Origin of the sequence: Oceanobacillus sp. Castelsardo (assembly GCF_001659985.1) — a bacterium.
Lineage (GTDB): Bacteria > Bacillota > Bacilli > Bacillales > Amphibacillaceae > Oceanobacillus.
The window spans coordinates 79,532-97,848 of record NZ_LYCS01000002.1 but is presented as its reverse complement, the minus strand read 5'-3'; the positions used below and the strand labels follow the sequence as shown (position 1 = coordinate 97,848).

General features: G+C 35.7%; 17 protein-coding genes. 12 read left to right on the top strand and 5 right to left on the bottom strand.

The genetic code is table 11. From position 1 onward, the window contains the following. Nucleotides 1-64: 64 nt before the first annotated feature. Nucleotides 65-1,249, bottom strand: a complete 1,185-nt coding sequence (locus tag A9178_RS04730; protein WP_068672891.1) for an MFS transporter — start codon at nucleotides 1,247-1,249, stop codon at nucleotides 65-67. 139 nt (nucleotides 1,250-1,388) lie between these two features. Between A9178_RS04730 and A9178_RS04725 the strand changes: the two genes are divergently transcribed. Further along, nucleotides 1,389-1,952, top strand: a complete 564-nt coding sequence (locus A9178_RS04725; RefSeq protein ID WP_369801947.1) for a cupin domain-containing protein — start codon at nucleotides 1,389-1,391, stop codon at nucleotides 1,950-1,952. Between the two features lie 100 nt (nucleotides 1,953-2,052). Next, nucleotides 2,053-2,988, top strand: a complete 936-nt coding sequence (locus tag A9178_RS04720; protein ID WP_068672890.1) for a hypothetical protein — start codon at nucleotides 2,053-2,055, stop codon at nucleotides 2,986-2,988. Between the two features lie 314 nt (nucleotides 2,989-3,302). Here the strand turns inward: A9178_RS04720 and A9178_RS04715 are convergent, their stop codons facing one another. Together A9178_RS04715 and trhA are read right to left on the bottom strand one after the other, a co-directional pair. Then, complete coding sequence (locus A9178_RS04715; protein ID WP_068672889.1) at nucleotides 3,303-3,767, bottom strand: hypothetical protein; 465 nt, start codon at nucleotides 3,765-3,767, stop codon at nucleotides 3,303-3,305. Nucleotides 3,768-3,849: 82 nt separating this feature from the next. After that, complete coding sequence (gene trhA / locus A9178_RS04710) at nucleotides 3,850-4,500, bottom strand: PAQR family membrane homeostasis protein TrhA (RefSeq protein ID WP_068672888.1); 651 nt, start codon at nucleotides 4,498-4,500, stop codon at nucleotides 3,850-3,852. 137 nt (nucleotides 4,501-4,637) lie between these two features. On the opposite strand from trhA, the gene A9178_RS04705 reads away from it, so the two are divergent. Then, nucleotides 4,638-5,198 carry a DUF1836 domain-containing protein gene (locus A9178_RS04705; RefSeq protein WP_068672887.1) on the top strand — a complete coding sequence of 187 codons (561 nt, stop codon included), beginning with the start codon at nucleotides 4,638-4,640 and terminating at the stop codon, nucleotides 5,196-5,198. A gap of 152 nt (nucleotides 5,199-5,350) precedes the next feature. Here A9178_RS04705 and A9178_RS04700 read toward each other — a convergent pair whose 3' ends face one another. Together A9178_RS04700 and A9178_RS04695 are read right to left on the bottom strand one after the other, a co-directional pair. Next, nucleotides 5,351-7,240: an ABC transporter permease gene (locus A9178_RS04700; protein ID WP_068672886.1), complete on the bottom strand. Its 1,890-nt coding sequence runs from the start codon at nucleotides 7,238-7,240 to the stop codon at nucleotides 5,351-5,353. Further along, a complete protein-coding gene (locus A9178_RS04695; RefSeq protein WP_068672885.1) occupies nucleotides 7,215-7,979 on the bottom strand; it encodes an ABC transporter ATP-binding protein in 765 nt (254 codons plus the stop codon). Before A9178_RS04695 ends, A9178_RS04700 begins: the two co-directional genes overlap by 26 nt. Before the next feature lie 346 nt (nucleotides 7,980-8,325). Between A9178_RS04695 and A9178_RS04690 the strand changes: the two genes are divergently transcribed. The 9 genes from A9178_RS04690 to aceA all read left to right on the top strand — a co-directional run bounded on the left by A9178_RS04690 (nucleotide 8,326) and on the right by aceA (nucleotide 18,080). Continuing rightward, nucleotides 8,326-9,381, top strand: a complete 1,056-nt coding sequence (locus tag A9178_RS04690; RefSeq protein ID WP_068672880.1) for a M42 family metallopeptidase — start codon at nucleotides 8,326-8,328, stop codon at nucleotides 9,379-9,381. Between the two features lie 58 nt (nucleotides 9,382-9,439). Further along, nucleotides 9,440-10,441 (top strand): LLM class flavin-dependent oxidoreductase, encoded by a 1,002-nt coding sequence (locus tag A9178_RS04685; RefSeq protein WP_068672878.1) that lies wholly within the window; start codon nucleotides 9,440-9,442, stop codon nucleotides 10,439-10,441. Nucleotides 10,442-11,186: 745 nt separating this feature from the next. Then, a complete protein-coding gene (locus tag A9178_RS04680; protein WP_068672876.1) occupies nucleotides 11,187-11,540 on the top strand; it encodes a lmo0954 family membrane protein in 354 nt (117 codons plus the stop codon). Between the two features lie 16 nt (nucleotides 11,541-11,556). After that, nucleotides 11,557-12,192, top strand: a complete 636-nt coding sequence (locus tag A9178_RS04675; protein WP_068672874.1) for a PspA/IM30 family protein — start codon at nucleotides 11,557-11,559, stop codon at nucleotides 12,190-12,192. An 86-nt stretch (nucleotides 12,193-12,278) separates the two neighbouring features. Beyond that, on the top strand, nucleotides 12,279-13,007 hold the full coding sequence (gene liaF / locus A9178_RS04670) for a cell wall-active antibiotics response protein LiaF (protein ID WP_068672872.1): 729 nt from the start codon (nucleotides 12,279-12,281) through the stop codon (nucleotides 13,005-13,007). Then, on the top strand, nucleotides 13,004-14,038 hold the full coding sequence (locus A9178_RS04665; RefSeq protein WP_068672870.1) for a sensor histidine kinase: 1,035 nt from the start codon (nucleotides 13,004-13,006) through the stop codon (nucleotides 14,036-14,038). The genes liaF and A9178_RS04665 overlap by 4 nt, the downstream gene beginning before the upstream one ends. 1 nt (nucleotide 14,039) lies before the next feature. Then, entirely contained in the window at nucleotides 14,040-14,672 is a 633-nt protein-coding gene (locus A9178_RS04660) for a response regulator transcription factor (RefSeq protein WP_068672868.1), read from the top strand. Between the two features lie 533 nt (nucleotides 14,673-15,205). Further along, nucleotides 15,206-16,795, top strand: a complete 1,590-nt coding sequence (gene aceB, locus A9178_RS04655; RefSeq protein ID WP_068672865.1) for a malate synthase A — start codon at nucleotides 15,206-15,208, stop codon at nucleotides 16,793-16,795. Between the two features lie 13 nt (nucleotides 16,796-16,808). Further along, nucleotides 16,809-18,080: an isocitrate lyase gene (aceA, locus tag A9178_RS04650; protein WP_068672863.1), complete on the top strand. Its 1,272-nt coding sequence runs from the start codon at nucleotides 16,809-16,811 to the stop codon at nucleotides 18,078-18,080. Nucleotides 18,081-18,317: the final 237 nt, after the last annotated feature.

Genomic DNA, 18,317 nt, shown 5'->3' with positions numbered 1-18,317 from the left:
ATAGAGATTTAAAGGGAACTATTCCCCTTAAATCTCTATTTATTTAAAAAAATAGAAAAGGATATTAAGTCTTTTTTGAAAGTACAAGCTTTCCTACCAATATAAAAGCAATGCCTAATAATACACTAATCATTCCGATTACACCATTCCATCCATAATTACTCCAAAAAATTCCTCCCAATGTACCAAATAAGCTAGAGCCACCATAGTAGAATAATAAATAGAGAGAAGAAGCTTGTGCTTTATGAGCTGTTGCCTTCTGGCCAACCCAAGCACTTGCGATAGAATGACTGCCAAAAAAGCCAAAGGTAAATACAGCAATTGCTACTATTTTAATCCATAAACCTTCATATAATGTACCAATTGCACCTATCGTCATGATTAAAATACCAAGTGGTAAAATTTTAGACTTACCGTGATGATCCGCTTGATTACCCATAAAGGTAGAGCTAAATGTTCCAACTAAATAGACAAAAAAGATGGAACCGACTGCAGCATGACTTAAATGATAAGGTTCGCCGATTAATAAATAAGTAATGTAGTTATATAGAGTTACAAAACTCCCCATTAGTAAGAAAGATAAACCGTAAAGACAAAGTAATGCAGGATTTTTAAAATGGTAGACCAATTCCGGGATTAAGTTTTTTAACGTACCATATTCCTTTACAAAATGTTGTTCCTCAGGCAAATGTCTCCAAAACCAAATGCTGATAAAGAGTGCGATACCCCCAATGATGAAAAGGGCGATTTCCCACGAGAACCAATCCGTGAGAGCACTAGTAACGATCCTACCTGATAGGCCACCCACTGTATTTCCACTAATATAGATTCCCATAACGGTACCTAATTCTTTCGGGTGGAATTCTTCAGATATGTATGTCATCGCAATACTTGGAAAACCAGCTAAAACTGCCCCTAATAATGCTCGGCTAAGTAGCAATAGTGAAAAGTTTGGTGTTATAGCGGTTAAAATGGAAAGAATCGAAGCCCCCAAAAGAGCAATCGACATGATCCGTTTACGTCCAATTGAATTAGACAGGCTTGGAGTAAAAAGCATTACCATAGCTAACATCCCAGTTGAAAAGGAAAGGGATAAACTAGCATTTGTAGGTGATACACCAAATTGGCTTGAATATATAGGAATTAAAGGTTGGGCACTGTAAAGTAAGCTAAATGTTACGAAGCTACCAGAGAATAAGGCAAATAGTGCCTTATGGTAGAATGCAGTTCCTTTTTCGATATAGGACATAAATGGACACCTTATTTCTATATAACTATTTGAATTAAGTATAACATCAAATAGGGAAGTATGATTTCTAAGAAACCTAGACAAAGTACCTTTTATATTTTGGTGCATAGGATAACTTGAATTCAAATGGGGGGGAATGATGTATATGTATTATTATCCATATTATTATCTGAATCCGTATCATGTTCATCCGTATGGTATTTACCATGTTAGACAGCCAGTAAATATGCCGATACCTTATGGAAACATGGATGATTACTCCTTGAACGCGAGTATTGACATAGAAGATAGATTAGTTAAAGACCATGGTAAACAGCCTTTTACTCTAGATATTGAGGAAGCTACGAAAGAAAATGATACATTTCGAACGGCGATTTGGACAGGAGAGCATTTACAAGTTACCTTGATGAGTATACCAGTTGGTGAAGATATTGGATTGGAAATTCATCAAACGACAGATCAATTTTTACGTTTAGAAGATGGGGAAGGCGTTGTTCAGATGGGGAAAAGAAAAGATCGTTTAGATTATAATGTTAAAGTTTCTGATGATGATGCAATTATGGTGCCTGCTGGTTTTTGGCATAATATCGTGAATACAGGTAATGAGCCACTAAAATTATATTCTATCTATGCACCACCTGAGCATCGATTCGGGACTGTTCATCAAACAAAAGAGGAAGCTATACATGATGAACAAGTTTAGATAGGTAAAATCCTGCCCGTATACATTGGGTAGGATTTTTTAAATGAATATGAAACTTACACATAAGTTCATTCGTATAGTAATGGAGGGGGAATTTTAGATGTTTGAAGATAAACATAATCAAGAACTCATAGAATTAAAAACGAAAATTAGAAAAAAGAAAAAGTGGCAATTACAAATTGTAGATTATGAAAATGAGCTTACGATAATTGAAGAAAATATTTCATTACTCTCCAATCAATTAACAGAAGAAGAAAAGGATGTGGCAAGATTAGAGGGATTAAGTTTTACAAATTTGGTCCAAACCTTGTTAGGGAATAAGGTAGAAAAACTGGAAAAAGAAAAACAAGAAGTCCTTGCCGTTCAAATCCAATTAAATGAGGCAAAAAAACATAAAAAAGATATAAAATTAGAGATAAAAAATCTGCAATACAATATCGAAAAAATGGGAGATGTAGAAAGTCGATATAACGAAATTTTTACCGAAAAAGAAAGAATTATTAAACAAAGCGCATCTTCCACTACGTTATTTGAATTTCGTGAGAGGGAAGAGGACTTGAGGGCATACATAGAAGAATTAGAGGAAGCTTTATTAGCAGGAAATAAAGCGGAAGCTGATCTTAAGATTGCAGGAGATTCGTTAGATAGTGCTGCGACATGGGGGCTATTCGACATGTTTGGTGGTGGTGCGGTATCTAGTCTACTGAAACATAGCAATATGGATGAGGCGATGGGAGCCATTAACCGCGCACAAAAAAGTTTACGTACTTTTCAAAAAGAACTATTAGACGTAGAAGCAAATTTAGATATTACAATAGATATTTCTGGTATGTTGAAATTTGCGGACTTTTTCTTAGATAATTTCTTTACTGATTACTTAGTTCAGGAAAGAATTAAAGAATCGCAGGAACAAGTAAGTCAAAAACGACTAGAAGTAGGTCGAATTATTAAAAATATAAAAGAACAGATTGGTTTAAAGGAGAAGGAACTGGAACTGGTTCTTCATGACCGTAAACAATTTGTAGAGGATTATTAATAGGGGAAAGAGGCTGGGACAAAAGTTTTTTAACCACATGAAATCCGAACATGATTGAGCGAATAATCGCTTCGGAAATATACTTCGCTTTCCGCGGGCGGCTGGTGAGCCTCCTTGCGCTATCGCGCTTCGGTGTCTCACCTAGGCCTTCCCTCCCGCAGGAGTCTGCGTATATTTCCTACGCTTAAATAGCGAATTGTTCGTCTTTAGGGTTAAATACTTTATTTATGTCTCAGCTTCTTTTAATCTAAAGCTGCCCGTTGAGTACTGAATTCCAATACACAAAAGCACAAATACCGGATTAGTACCCGTCTTTATTTAATATTCTTGAGAGGGAATTCTACAGATATTTCAATTCCATCTAAGATAAGTAATGATGAATCTAAAGCATGCTTTTTCACTTTATCAAAATCTGCTCCATTCTTGATTTGGTAAGACACATGAAAATAGGACTCGCTGTTCGCCTCGAAAAACCCTCTACTGCCACTACCTAAAGGTCGCATTTTTTGATGCTCTGTATTTCCTTCTATTTCCATTAACTTTGCTAATTTTTCATTTGGTTTAACGACTAGCTCAATCCCATAGGGTTGGTTACCTGGATAATCAAATTCACTTTTAATAGGTTCGTTACCGTTATTCTTGATTTCAAAATCATACCGCAGTTCGTGATTTGCTTCTATGACCGTTGTTTCAATTTTTGTAATCTCTAGATTCTCAGCATGTTCAAACCCTGTTAAAAATACAAACAAAAAAGCAATAGGGAATAAAACTTTTTTCATAAACACCCTCCTCTAAACTTCTTATTACTAGTATTTGGAAAAGAAGAGCATTTATGCAAAAAAACACGCCCTATTTGACGTGTTATAAAACATATGCATAGACACAAATAAAGTGAAAGAGGCTTCCAAATAAAATGAAAAGGTGAAAAATCTCATGGAAACCCCAATTTTTAAACTGAAGGAACTTTGGTTTAAATCCGTAAATAAGTCCGCCAACTGTATAGAAAGCTCCACCTAGAATTAGAAAAGTCATTCCACCAGCACCTAAACCAGGTGCTAGCTCTCCGGTGAAAAAAATTACAAGCCATCCCATTCCTATATAAATCGAAGTAGACAACCAACGTGGGGAATGAAACCAAGTTAATTTAAACGTTACACCTAATACGGCAAGTCCATTCACTATAAAAAATAATATCCACCCAAGTTTCGTTCCTTGCAGTGTAATTAAGCAAAATGGAGTGTATGTTCCTGCAATAAGAACAAAAATCATGGAATGGTCAATTTTTCTTAAGAAAGCTATAACGCGGTCTTTTGCTATTACCATATGGTATGTAGCGGATGCCGTATATAATAAAATCATACTCACTCCAAAAATTATAACAGCTATAGTGACCAGCCAAGAATTGGTAGTGATTACTGCCTTCACAACCATTGCCACTAAACCAAACAATGCTAAAATTGCTCCTATTAAATGAGTCCATGTGTTAATTGGTTCTCGTATATAAGAATTCATTTACTTTATTCCTCCACTTCGTCACGTAGTTTCAATAACTATATGTACATCATACACGTATTGTTACCACGTAGTCAATGTTTTACTAAATAAAATATTTATTTTATAATAAAAGAAAATACAATAGGGGTTATATCATGCAAAACATGGATGAACTGATAGAAAAATTATATTTGGATACTCAATTATCTATAGAAGAAATACCTGATATAGATTTATATATGGATCAAGTGATTCAGTTATTTGAAAATAAATTTTCCCAAACGAAGCGGAATGCAGAGGAAAAAATACTTACAAAAACAATGATTAATAATTATGCAAAGGGTAAATTATTTTTTCCCGTAAAGAATAAAAAATATTCAAAAGAACATATCATGCTTATCAGTATGATTTATCAGATGAAGAGTTCATTATCTATAAATGATATTAAGAAAACATTGTCACGATTAAATAAAAAAGTAACAGAAGAAGAGTTTTCATTGGAGGAAATATACAACACTTATATTACTTCAAATGAGAGAAATGTGGAGCAATTTAAAAAAGATACTTTAAAAATCAATAATGCGATAGAAGATAAAATGGTGGATGATAAGGGTGAGGAGTATTTAAGAAAACTCCTTCTAGTTGCTTCTTTTACACATATGAGTAATTTATTTCGAAGGGCTGCGGAAAAAATAGTAGATGAAATAGAAGAATAAATTTGTGATAGAAAAAGGTGTGGAAAAATGAGTACATATCCCGCGATTAAGAAACAAAAGAATGAATAAAGGAATATAGTCCATTTTCATAAACCTAAAATCCTCACAAACTTTGTTTGTGAGGATTTTAACTACTAGTTCTTCAACATTTCTTAGTAAATCGCTTCTTTAATCTGCTTCACATAAAAGTACCGTACAATTAAGAAATAAACAATTTGGATGACGGCAAAGCTTCCAAGAACAAGAGATGCCTCTTTTGTTAAGTCATGACTGAAAAAGTGGGATAGAGCGGTTAATGCGACAGCCCCATGGACAAGAGCCACAACAATTGGAGTAAAAAACATAATTGCGGTTTGACGATTAACCACTATTCCAAGTTCATGTTGGGTTAGACCGATCTTGGCAATGGAGCGGAATTTTCGTTTGTCCTCATCCAAGTCGGTATATAATCGGAAATAGAGAAAGCTCCCGGAAGAGACAAAGAAGACAATTCCAATAAACAATCCAATAAATAGAACCGGTCCATAAAACTTATTAATTTCATAAACCATATAATCGATTGCTTGTGCTTCAAATCCAACTTGTTCGGATATTTTTCTTCCAGCATTAATGATGCTATCTTCCTGACCATGTTTCGCTTTCCATACGTAATGTGTCTCGCTTCTTACTGGTTTTCCTAAAGCCCCATATACTTCATCATTCACCACATAGTAGCCGTTTAATTCAGGCAATACTTCCGTCTCTATTTTTTTGCTAGGATGAATGTCATCACCGTTTCCCAATCGAATTGGTGATTCCATTAAGATTTTACCAGCATCCATATTGGACACAATCTTTTCACTTTGGTCTACAACAATTGCTTCACTTTTTGTAGGATTTAGTTCTTTTTCTCCAATTAGCTTGGCAAAACGATTATAGTCAGAAGCTTTCGCTATCAGGATGTTCCTGTCATCTTGCTTCATGTCATAATAGGTTAATTCTGCTTTCGCCATTTCTGTTTGAATATTTTCTTCCTTGAAAATGGCATTAATCTGGTTTATGTCTTGCTCGATGTCTTTTCCGCTACTATCCTCAAGTGGATAATATGTTAGTGTATAAGGATTTTCTTCTTTCATTCCTTTAGTAAGGAGGGACTGGAACCCGTACAATGTTCCAATGGCACTAAAAGCAACCGTAGAAATCATTGCTACCATGAAAAATGTTCTTGCGTTATCTTTTAGTCGAAAGGAAAGATCAGAAAAGAGCAGCATATTCGTCTTTCTCCAAAAAATCATTTTGTTGTTTTTCATGCGACGGATAATATATACACTTAGCTGGGTAAACAGAAGGTATGTCCCTATCATGACAACGATAATGACAGGAACCATTGCAGTTACAACTGTTTCTCCTTTGACATATAGGGCGGTCCCATAACCTATGATAAGGAGAAGTGCTGCAAAGATTGCCAAAAATATAGATGATTTTGGTTCCCCTTTTGATTGTTTATCACCTTTAATCAAATCAATTAGTTTGTTCGAACGCAAGACAAAAGTAACAAAAATTGATATGATCAAAAACAAAATGATAAAGCTAATAAACGTGACAACAATAGCTAGTGTCGGAAAATAAAAATTAAGTTCCTGACTAATGATTAGTACGTTTTCTGCAAGTAGAAGAATACCTTTTGCAAATACTAAACCAAGTAGTATCCCACCAACTGTTGCAAAAAATCCAATCAGCATGTTTTCTAAAAATACCATGAGCCGAATTTGTCTAGTTGAAGCTCCTTGGATCATCAATAAGCCGAATTCTTTCTTTCTCGACTGTAGAAATGAACTCATGGAATATAAGACAAAAAAGAATGAAAAAATGTAAATAATTCCACCGGCAACCCCCATACCAAAAAGTGCATCTGAATTGGCCCCTGCTGAAAGGGCAGGATGGAAGGCAAAAATGGCAAAAGTAAAAAATACCATAACCGTAAATAGGCTGCTTAAGAAATAGGCAATATATAACCGCTTATTACGTAAAACGTTATTAAATGCGAACTGACGAAAGGTCATTTCCATCCCCTCCCATCAAGGAAAGCATGTCAATGATTTTTTGGAAAAATGCTTGCCTGCTCTCCCCTCGATGAATCTCGGAATGTAGCTTACCATCCCTGATAAAGATTACCCGGTCAGAGTAACTTGCAGCCTGTGGATCATGGGTTACCATGAGTAGACTTGTTTTTTCCTTTTCATTAATGGATACAAGCATTTCCATCACATCTTTAGATGCCTTGGAATCAAGATTTCCCGTTGGTTCGTCTGCAAGTAATAATGCCGGTTCGTGAATCATCGCCCGAGCAACCGCAGCTCGTTGTGCTTGACCGCCAGAAATCTCATAGGTTCGTTTACCCATAATGTGAGAGATGCCAAGTTTCTCCGCAATACTCCCTGCTTTTTGCTTCATTTCTTTTACACGCGTACCATCTAATGTTAGTGGTAAAACAATATTCTCCTCGACCGTTAGGGTATGCAATAAATTGAAATCTTGAAAGACAAAACCAAGCTCCCTTCGGCGGAATCTTGCTAAATCATTTTTCTTGAGGGTGTGTGGGCCCTTCCCATTGATTTCTACCTCACCTGTTGTAGGTTCGTCAATCGTGGAAATAATGTTTAGTAAGGTAGTTTTTCCACTACCAGAAGGTCCCATAATCGCTACAAATTCCCCCTGCTCGACTTCCAAATTAATATCCGTTAAGGCTCTATAAGCCACTTTCCCTTCATATACTTTGCTAACATCATTTAGTTTTAGCATCATCGTTCCCCTTTCAAGCTGTTTCTGATATGAGTATATCTCGAAGGTTGTGGAGTAAACTATCGATTATGCTTTCATGAACCTTACATCGAAGTAAGGTTTTAAGAAAAAATGGTTCGTATTGATGTCCTTTTTTCAACTGTAGAATCCAATTCCAAACCATGCTCCAATTTTCACCTAATTATCAGGCATTTTCAGCAGATTAATTGTAAATCACTTCGATTAATCACAAAATAGGAGTGGTAGTTAGTTATTCTTAATGGTCAATACCTGTTCTATGAAGAACCGTTATGAGTTTTGAAAAAATAAAGGAAAATAATATCATTAATAGAAAAGGTGTGGAAAAATGAACACATATCCAAACGTTAAAGAAACGAAAGACTTAATAAAGGAACTTGTTTCTATCCCTAGTCCATCTGGAAATACGGGTAAAGTCATTCAATTTGTTGAGGATTATTTAAAAAAATTACATGTAGATACAAAACGAAATAGGAAAGGTGGATTAATTGCCACCATCCCTGGAAAAGTAACAAATGAACATCGTATGTTGACCGCTCATGTTGATACATTAGGTGCAATGGTAAAAGAGGTGAAAAAGAACGGAAGGCTTCGTTTGGATTTAATTGGTGGGTTCCGCTACAATTCAATTGAAGGGGAGTATTGTGAAATTCACACCACAAGTGGAAAGAAATATACCGGAACTATTTTGATGCATCAAACTTCTGTGCATGTATATAAAAATGCAGGGGAAGCGGAGCGTAATCAAAAAAACATGGAAGTTAGAATTGATGCGAAAGTGAAAAATGACAAAGATATACGGGCACTAGGTATCGAAGTTGGAGATTTTGTTTCTTTTGATCCTCGTGTACAACTTACGGAAAATGGTTTTATTAAGTCACGTCATTTAGATGACAAGGCAAGCGTGGCTATACTTCTTCAATTAATAAAACGAATAAAAGAGGAAAGCATCGCACTACCATACACAACCCATTTTCTTATTTCGAACAATGAAGAAATAGGTTATGGTGGTAATTCTAATATTACACCAGAAACAGTAGAGTATTTAGCAGTCGATATGGGTGCGATGGGGGACGGGCAATCTACAGATGAATATACCGTATCCATTTGTGTGAAAGATGCGAGTGGCCCTTATCATTATGAATTAAGGAAACATCTTGTCAGGTTAGCGGAAGAAAGTAATATCGGTTATAAGCTAGATATTTATCCGTATTATGGTTCAGATGCTTCCGCTGCAATTCGTTCCGGTCATGATATTGTCCATGGGTTAATTGGCCCTGGAATTGATTCCTCTCATGCTTTCGAAAGAACCCATGAAGATTCACTAAAAGAAACAGAGAATTTGCTTTATTATTATGTACAATCTAAAATGATTTCTATATAAATGGATGGCGAACTTATCAATGTGGTAGGTTCGCTTTTTAATAGAGAGGTGATTACCGATGAAATTAAGTATATTAGACCAGTCCCCAATTTCTAAAGGAAAAACTCCAAAAGATGCTTTAGAGGCAACCATTGAACTTGCAAAATTAACAGATAAACTAGGCTACCACCGTTATTGGGTAGCAGAGCACCATGATTTAGGTGGATTAGCATCACCCGCTCCAGATATTTTATTAGGTATTATTGGTTCACAAACAGAACAAATTCGCATCGGTTCAGGTGCAGTATTATTACCAAATTATAGTCCCTTTCATATTGCTGAAAGATATAATGAACTAGCAACACTGTATCCGGGGAGGGTGGATTTAGGACTAGGGAGAGCACCTGGTGGATCTGCGGAAGTTTCGATAGCATTAGCTGGGAATTTTCTGGAAAAGGTACGGGTATATCCCAAATTAGTGGACGAAGTCATTCATTTTTTACAACAAGATTTTCCAAGTGATCATATGTATTCGAAAATTACTGTAGCACCAGTACCAGAAACACCTCCAGTACCATGGTTATTAGGAACGAGTAAAAGAAGCGCAAAATTAGCGATTGAAAAAGGATTACCATTTGTGTTTGGTCATTTTATGAGTAATGAAAATGGACCATCTATTGTAAGTGAGTATATGAAAAATGTTCCTAATGGGAAATCTAACGTGTTTGTTACAGTTTCTGCGATTTGTGCAGAGACGCCAGAAGAAGCGGAAGAAATAGCAATGAGCAATTATTTGTGGAAAATATTACAGGACAAAGGTGAGGGGAAAGAGGGCGTGCCCTCGATACGAGAGGCAAAAGCTTATTCATATTCTCCGGAAGAAAAAGAAAGAATAGAAAAAATGAAACAAAGCCAAATCGTAGGGAATCCCTCTCAAGTTCGGGAACAACTAAAGAACATCCAATCCGAATACGAAGTGGATGAATTGATGATTGTAACCATCACCCACGACTACGAAGCACGGAAAAAATCTTATCAACTCTTAGCGGAGGAATTTGGTTTATCTACGCGGCGTTACTAAAAACTCCCAGGCGGGAGATAAATGACGCCAAGCTTCGGAATAAGGGCGACTAAGTTTCAGGTGGAGTTAAAACTCCACCTAAACCAAGTCTTCTTTATAATTTTGGTGGGAAGGGCATTTTATAAACAATATAACTTCAACATATTTTAATGAAGCTTGGATAACTTGTGTATCCAAGCTTTTTTATAATGGAATAATGGCTTTTATTCCTTGCTATCAGTCGTTCGATAGTTATAAGCGTACGTTTCAACGGAAATTCTTGGGAGTAACCTAAATCGAAGCTTGATGAGTGCCGGAACGGAAGGAAAAAAATAACGCTCCGCAACTCATACAGCCGATGAGTGCCGGTACAGAAGGAAAAATCCAACGCTCCACAACTCATACGTTCGATGAGCACCGGAACGGAAGGAAAAATCCAACGCTCCACAACTCATACAGCCGATGAGTGCCGGAACGGAAGGGAAAAACTAATGCTCCGCAACTCATACGTTCGATGAGTGCCGGTACAGAAGGAAAAATCCAACGCTCCACAACTCATACAGCCGATGAGTACCGGAATGGGAGGGAAAAAACCATTATTATTTACTTAAGGATTTAAAGTCCTAGCGTCAATTCCTACATGCGTCCAAATACAAGTATTACCTCAAATACGCCTCAAGTCCTATTCGAAAATATTCCTTAGGATCATTATAAGAAAACGCAAATCTCGATATGATGGAATCAAGATAAAGAAAGGAGGCAAAACATGAAAAAATTTATGTTGTTTGTCGGAGGATTGGTTGCATTTTTATTTCTCTTAGCAAACCTTGGGCCAATGGTATTATTAGGACTATCCGTATGGTTGCTATACATTGTCTTTAAGAAGTTTGTTAGAAGTGAGTCTGTATTTGGAAAAATAGGTTGGGCTATTTTAGGTTTATTTATTGCTAGTATTGCCTTTTCCAATATATATGCGGTAATTGGTTTGGTTGCAGTTTACGCCTTGTACGTAATATATAAACATTGGAACAAGGATGACGATGACCCAGTTGTTCGAGTTATAGAAGATGATGATCCTTTTACGAACTTTGAACGTGAATGGGCAGAATTAAATAAATAATAAGGAGCGGATTTTAATGGCAAATATTTTTACACGAATAAAAAATGCAGTGGAAGCAGATTTACATGATGTTTTGGATAAAAAGGAACAGAAAAACCCGATTAAAGCGTTGAACCAGTATTTACGACAGGCAGAACAGGAAACAGAAAAAGTACGAAGATTAATTGATCGTCAATACAAATTAAAAGAAGAGTTTACAAAGGAATTTGAAAAAGCAAGTCACTTTGCTGAAAAACGCCTAAACCAAGCGAAAATTGCCGAAAAAGCAAATGAAGTGGAGATGTTTGAATTTGCGATGAAGGAACACGAAGAATACAAAAATCGTGCAGACCGAATGGAAGTTTCTAGAAATGAAGCAACAGAGCAATTAGATAAGCTTGAACAAAAATATGAAGAAATGAAACATCGCTTAAAAGATATGCACCTAAGAAGAATGGATTTAATGGGGCGTGAAAATATTGCCCATGCTAATCATCAAATTAATAAAGTAATGCAACATTCAGCTGAACAACCATATTCAAGATTTTCAGAAATGGAACGTTATATTGAAGGCTTAGAGTATAAAGTGAATCAATCTTATTTCCGAAGCACTTTTGATGGTAAAATAGATAAGCTTGAAAAGGAATTAAAAGAAAAAGAAATGGAAATATAATATTCATACAGGTATTGGTAAATCATGGTATAATACAGGCGTAACTTGCGCCTGTATTCGTACATAATGAAGGAGGAGGGGATAAATTGTTAAAACGTTTTCGTACAGATACATTTAACTGGATTTTGATTATTGGTGTTATCCTCCTCATTTTTGAAATTATTTTTTTCCATGGTGGAGCCTTATTTCAAGTGTTTTTTTCAGGCCTTTTTCTGTACATTGGTTGGAAAAACTTTCACAAATTATGGGGGAAAGTTCTATTTTGGATTTTCCTAATTAGTTTTATATTCTCGTTATTTAATATTTTAGCTGTTCGATTCTTAATTGTAACGGTGCTCGTTTTATGGATTCTTGATTATGCAAAAAAGAAAAAAGAGGAAGAGTTTATTGCACCGACACTTCCTGGGGGAGAAGTGAAGCAAGGTACGATTATTCAAATGGAACCGTTATTTGATCACACGTTATTTGAAGATCAAAAAACAGAGGAAACAGCATATGGCTGGAGAGATATTAATATCCAAAGTGTTTTTGGGGATAAGATAATTGATTTAAGTAATACTGTTTTACCAAATGACACAGCTGTTATTTCGATGAGGCATTTTATGGGGAATATCGAAATTTACGTACCATATGAAGTAGAAGTTAGTATTCATCATAGTTCTGTTTTCGGCCGAGCTCATATTCTTGGTGAACATCATTGGAAACTTATGAATAAATCATTATTCTACCAAACGGAGAATTATGATCAGTCATACCCTAGAGTAAAAATAATCACCTCAATCTTTTCTGGGGATATTGAGGTGAAGCGAATATGAACATTATTATTAGGCATATATTTACTTCGGTATTGTTTTCTATTTTACTTTCCATGGCAATTATAGGTATAACATTTTTATTTTTTCCATTAGAGGAATGGAACCTGATTTGGAATGAAAAACTTGGTAGTGTGTCTTTTTTACTTTGGATTATTGGAATTACGATTGTAACGGGAATTATTTTTGGTGTAACGATTGGATTATATTGGAAACAGAGAGTTTATGATGTTGAACGTAATTTGGATGAATTAATAAAAGGGAAAAAACTTACGATATCTGATGACTCATATAGAGAGTTGGAACAGGTGCAGCACAAAATGGATGAATTACAGGAAAAAATGAAGAAACAAGTAGAGTTATCCCAGCGTTTGGCTACCGAAAGAACAGAAGAAAGAGAAAAAAGTTTGCAAGAAATTGTGGAACAGGAGAGGAATCGTTTAGCAAGAGAACTTCACGATTCTGTCAGCCAACAATTATTTGCATCTTCTATGATGATGTCCGCTATTAATGAATCCAATCCACCAAATGATCAAAAGATGAAAAATCAATTACAAATGGTAGAAAAAATGATCCATCAATCACAACTGGAAATGCGTGCATTATTATTACACCTTCGACCGGTTGCGCTAAAAGGCAAAACATTACAAGAAGGTATTGATGAACTTTTACGTGAACTGACACAAAAAGTGCCAATGGAAATTACACAAAAAATTGAAGAATTCCCGATGGATAAGGGAGTAGAAGATCAATTATTCCGTATTCTTCAAGAATCCTTATCCAACACGTTAAGACATGCGAAGGCGACGAATTTAAGCGTTATGTTAATTGTAAGGGATGAAACAATTATTTTACGTGTTATCGATGATGGAGTGGGGTTTGAAATGGAAAATATGAAAACAGGCTCTTATGGATTACAAAATATGCGTGAACGTGCTTATGAAGTTGGTGGTACCTTTAAATTAGTTAGTTTACCAAATCAAGGGACACAATTAGAAGTAAAAGTTCCTATATTAGGAAAGGAGGGGGAGTGAAATGATTAGAGTACTATTTGCGGATGATCATGAGATGGTTCGTATTGGTGTTTCATCTTATCTTTCTGCTCAACCTGATATCGAAGTGGTAGCAGAGGCTGATGACGGTGCTCCTGCAGTGAAATTAGCACTTGAACTTAAACCAGACATTATTTTGATGGATCTCGTCATGAAAGAGATGGACGGTATAGAAGCGACGAAACAGATTATTCAAGCGTGGCCGGATGCAAAAATTATTATTGTTACGAGTTTTCTAGATGATGAAAAAGTTTACCCTGCATTAGAAGCTGGTGCAACAAGTTACATGCTAAAGACATCAAAAGCAGATGAAATTGCAAAAGCAATACGTGCAACCTATGAGGGACAATCCATATTGGAACCAGAAGTAACTGGGAAAATTATGACAAAGATGAGGAACAAACCTAAAACCGAATTATTTCACCAATTAACAGATAGAGAGATGGAAGTTTTGTTATTAATGGCGGAAGGGAAATCAAATCAAGATATTGCCGATGAATTGTATATTTCTTTAAAAACGGTAAAAGTGCATGTTAGTAATATTTTAGGGAAATTAGAAGTTCAGGATCGAACACAGGCTGTTATTTATGCATTTAAACATAATTTAGTGGAGTAGAAGAGTGACCTTTATATGAGTTCACTTTCTACTCCTTTTTATTTTTTTGCTACAACTCAGAAATATTTTCAAATAACTTAAAAAAGGGTTGCATTTTTAGAAAATATCGAATAGACTGTATTATAACAAAAGCTAAACAGTTAATGACTGTTATACAAAAGGGGTGAGGGTAATCGAGAAAATCAACTGTCCTGAATGTGGAAAAGAAGTAGACGCAAAAAGTTATTTGATGGTTTGTGATTATTGTCTATCAAAAAGAGAGGACTAATTTTTTTGTATTTATTGTTATATAACAAAGGTGATATACAAAACCTGTTTTATAACATTATAGTTTTATAAATAATTTTTTTAAAAAAGGGGTGTAAAAATGGAGAAAATAAATTGTCCTGAATGTGGAAAAGAAGTAGATGCAAAAAGTTACTCGATGGTTTGTGATTATTGCCTATCAAAAAGAGAGGACTAAATTTTGTTGTATAAATTGTTGTGCAACAAAGTACTTTGAATTTTATCATATAACAAAGGGAGAGGGAGTTATGCTAAACACTTCGGAAATAAAAGCGGATCAGAGAAAACGATTTGGGGAAATTCTTACCCCGGGGGCAGTGGAGTTTATCGAAAAACTTCATTTTCATTTTGATGAGCGACGAAGGGAGTTGTTAAAAAAACGTGAAGAGCTACAACAGGAACTAAATAAAGGTAAGACACTTGATTTTCTTAAACAAACAAAAAGTATAAGGAATGGAAATTGGGAGATTAATCCTATTCCAAGAGATTTACAAGATCGAAGGGTAGAGATAACAGGACCGGTTGACAGAAAAATGATTATCAACGCTTTGAATTCAGGTGCCAAAACATTTATGGCGGACTTTGAAGATGCAACCTCGCCAACGTGGGAAAATATGATGCAAGGCCAAATAAATTTAAGAGATGCTATAAGACATGAAATAGATTTTACAGCTGGTAACGGAAAAGAATATAAGTTGAATGAGAAAACGGCGGTATTAATTGTTCGTCCAAGAGGGTGGCACTTAGAAGAGAATAATCTGTACTACGAGGGTAGACCGATGTCTGGTAGTTTAGTAGATTTTGGACTTTATTTTTATCATAATGCGAAAGAACTATTAAGTCGGGGAAGTGGACCATATTTTTACTTGCCCAAGATAGAAAGTCATCTTGAAGCAAGGTTATGGAATGAAGTATTTGTCTATGCACAAAATCACCTTGGAATGCCACAGGGTACTATCAAAGCGACCGTTTTAATTGAAACTATTACTGCAGCATTTGAAATGGATGAAATTTTATATGAATTAAAAGAACATTCAGCAGGGTTAAACTGTGGTAGATGGGATTATATTTTTAGCTTCATTAAAAAGTTTCGACATCAAGAGAATGTTATTTTTCCAGATCGCTCTATTGTAACAATGGAAGTTCCGTTTATGAGAGCTTACTCATTGCTAGCTATTAAAACTTGTCATAAGCGAAATGCTCCGGCAATCGGTGGAATGGCAGCACAAATCCCGGTAAAAAATGACGATCAAGCGAACAAAATAGCGTTTCAAAAAGTTCGAGCTGATAAAGAAAGAGAAGTAAGGGATGGTCATGATGGTACGTGGGTTGCCCACCCAGGAATGGTTGAACTTGTAAAGGAAGTATTTAACGAAGGAATGCCAACTCCAAATCAAATTTTTAATAAAAGAGCAGATGTTGAGGTAACAGCTAAGAATCTATTGGAAGTTCCCACTGGGGAAATAACCGAAGAGGGAGTTCGAACAAATATTAATGTAGGGATTCGCTATACAGCTGCGTGGTTAAGCGGGATGGGCGCTGTACCAATTAATAATCTGATGGAGGATGCGGCAACAGCAGAAATCTCTAGAGCACAAATTTGGCAGTGGATAAGACATCCGAAAGGGAGAATAGATAACAAAAAAGATATTACGGAACAAATGGTTACCGTGTTAATCGATGAGGAACTGATGAAAATAAGGGAGCAAGTTGGAGAGGAAACATTTACGACAGGAAGTTATGAAAAAGCTGCAACTATTTTTAATCAATTAGTGATGCAAGACGAGTTTGAAGAGTTCCTAACATTACCGGCATATAAGCAGTTAGATAATAATTAAGGGGGAATTGGAAATGAATCGTATAGAAAAATTAAAAAATAATTGGGAAATTAACCCTAGATGGAAAGGGATTGAAAGACCATATTCTGCAGAGGATGTTATCCGTTTACGAGGTTCTATGGATATGGAATATACTTTAGCAACACGTGGAGCAAATAAACTCTGGGAATCTATTAATGGAGAAGGGTATGTCCATGCTTTAGGAGCACTCACTGGAAATCAAGCTGTTCAACAAGTTAAAGCTGGGTTGAAGGCTATTTATTTAAGTGGGTGGCAAGTAGCAGCGGATGCAAATATGGCTGGACAAATGTATCCAGATCAAAGCTTATATCCAGTGAATAGTGTACCTAATGTAGTAAAGCGAATTAACCAAGCTTTACAACGTGCGGATCAAATTCATTTTTCAGAGGGAAATGAGGAAATTGATTGGTTTGTGCCAATTGTAGCCGATGCGGAAGCTGGTTTTGGTGGGCAATTGAATGTATTTGAATTGATGAAGTCTATGATTGAATCTGGTGCATCGGGTGTTCATTTTGAAGATCAATTATCGTCAGAGAAGAAATGTGGTCATCTTGGTGGGAAAGTATTGCTTCCAACTCAAACTGCTGTTCGAAATTTAATAGCTGCAAGATTAGCAGCTGATGTGATGGGAACACCAACTATTATTATTGCGAGAACGGATGCAAATGCTGCGGATCTTATAACGAGTGATGTTGATCCTTATGATGAGCCATTTATAACAGGAAGTCGCACAACGGAAGGGTTTTTCCGTACACGTTCAGGAATTAATCAGGCGATTTCACGTGGTCTTGCATATGCTCCGTATGCCGATCTAATTTGGTGTGAAACTTCAGAGCCAAACAAGGAAGAAGCACAAAGGTTTGCTGATGCAATCCATGAAAAATATCCAAATAAACTTTTAGCATATAATTGCTCCCCATCATTTAATTGGAAGCAAAAATTATCGGATACGGAAATTGCTAGTTTCCAAAATGAATTAGGAGAAATGGGTTATAAGTTCCAATTTGTAACACTTGCTGGATTCCACGCATTAAATCATAGTATGTTTGAATTAGCAAGAAAATATAGAGACGAGGGAATGGCTGCCTATTCTGAATTACAGCAAGCTGAATTTGCAAGTGAGCAATATGGATACTCCGCCACAAGGCATCAACGTGAGGTTGGTACAGGGTATTTTGATGAAGTAGCACAAGTAATTTCAGGCGGGACCTCCTCCACTACTGCGTTAAAAGGATCTACTGAAGTGGAACAATTTTCAAGTTAATTAAATAGATAACAACGGTATTCGCTAAAGAAATAAGAGGGATACCGTTGTTTTTTTTATACTATTATCGAATTCTGTCGTTTTTGAAACATAATTGTAACATTAATATAATATGTGTGAAATTATTAAATGATATACTACAAATCGTTGATAAAAATAATAAGTAGATTAATAGATACAAAAATAAAGAAACTTTTATACATATACATAGGTTTTAAAAAAAAGCGGGGATTATTC

What these genes read in the sequence shown, in the direction of transcription:
- A9178_RS04730 (WP_068672891.1), bottom strand. Translation starts at nt 1,249, where the DNA reads ATGTCCTATATCGAAAAAGGAACTGCATTCTACCATAAGGCACTATTT.
- A9178_RS04725 (WP_369801947.1), top strand. Translation starts at nt 1,389, where the DNA reads ATGTATATGTATTATTATCCATATTATTATCTGAATCCGTATCATGTT.
- A9178_RS04720 (WP_068672890.1), top strand. Translation starts at nt 2,053, where the DNA reads ATGTTTGAAGATAAACATAATCAAGAACTCATAGAATTAAAAACGAAA.
- A9178_RS04715 (WP_068672889.1), bottom strand. Translation starts at nt 3,767, where the DNA reads ATGAAAAAAGTTTTATTCCCTATTGCTTTTTTGTTTGTATTTTTAACA.
- trhA (WP_068672888.1), bottom strand. Translation starts at nt 4,500, where the DNA reads ATGAATTCTTATATACGAGAACCAATTAACACATGGACTCATTTAATA.
- A9178_RS04705 (WP_068672887.1), top strand. Translation starts at nt 4,638, where the DNA reads ATGCAAAACATGGATGAACTGATAGAAAAATTATATTTGGATACTCAA.
- A9178_RS04700 (WP_068672886.1), bottom strand. Translation starts at nt 7,240, where the DNA reads ATGACCTTTCGTCAGTTCGCATTTAATAACGTTTTACGTAATAAGCGG.
- A9178_RS04695 (WP_068672885.1), bottom strand. Translation starts at nt 7,979, where the DNA reads ATGCTAAAACTAAATGATGTTAGCAAAGTATATGAAGGGAAAGTGGCT.
- A9178_RS04690 (WP_068672880.1), top strand. Translation starts at nt 8,326, where the DNA reads ATGAACACATATCCAAACGTTAAAGAAACGAAAGACTTAATAAAGGAA.
- A9178_RS04685 (WP_068672878.1), top strand. Translation starts at nt 9,440, where the DNA reads ATGAAATTAAGTATATTAGACCAGTCCCCAATTTCTAAAGGAAAAACT.
- A9178_RS04680 (WP_068672876.1), top strand. Translation starts at nt 11,187, where the DNA reads ATGAAAAAATTTATGTTGTTTGTCGGAGGATTGGTTGCATTTTTATTT.
- A9178_RS04675 (WP_068672874.1), top strand. Translation starts at nt 11,557, where the DNA reads ATGGCAAATATTTTTACACGAATAAAAAATGCAGTGGAAGCAGATTTA.
- A9178_RS04665 (WP_068672870.1), top strand. Translation starts at nt 13,004, where the DNA reads ATGAACATTATTATTAGGCATATATTTACTTCGGTATTGTTTTCTATT.
- A9178_RS04660 (WP_068672868.1), top strand. Translation starts at nt 14,040, where the DNA reads ATGATTAGAGTACTATTTGCGGATGATCATGAGATGGTTCGTATTGGT.
- aceB (WP_068672865.1), top strand. Translation starts at nt 15,206, where the DNA reads ATGCTAAACACTTCGGAAATAAAAGCGGATCAGAGAAAACGATTTGGG.
- aceA (WP_068672863.1), top strand. Translation starts at nt 16,809, where the DNA reads ATGAATCGTATAGAAAAATTAAAAAATAATTGGGAAATTAACCCTAGA.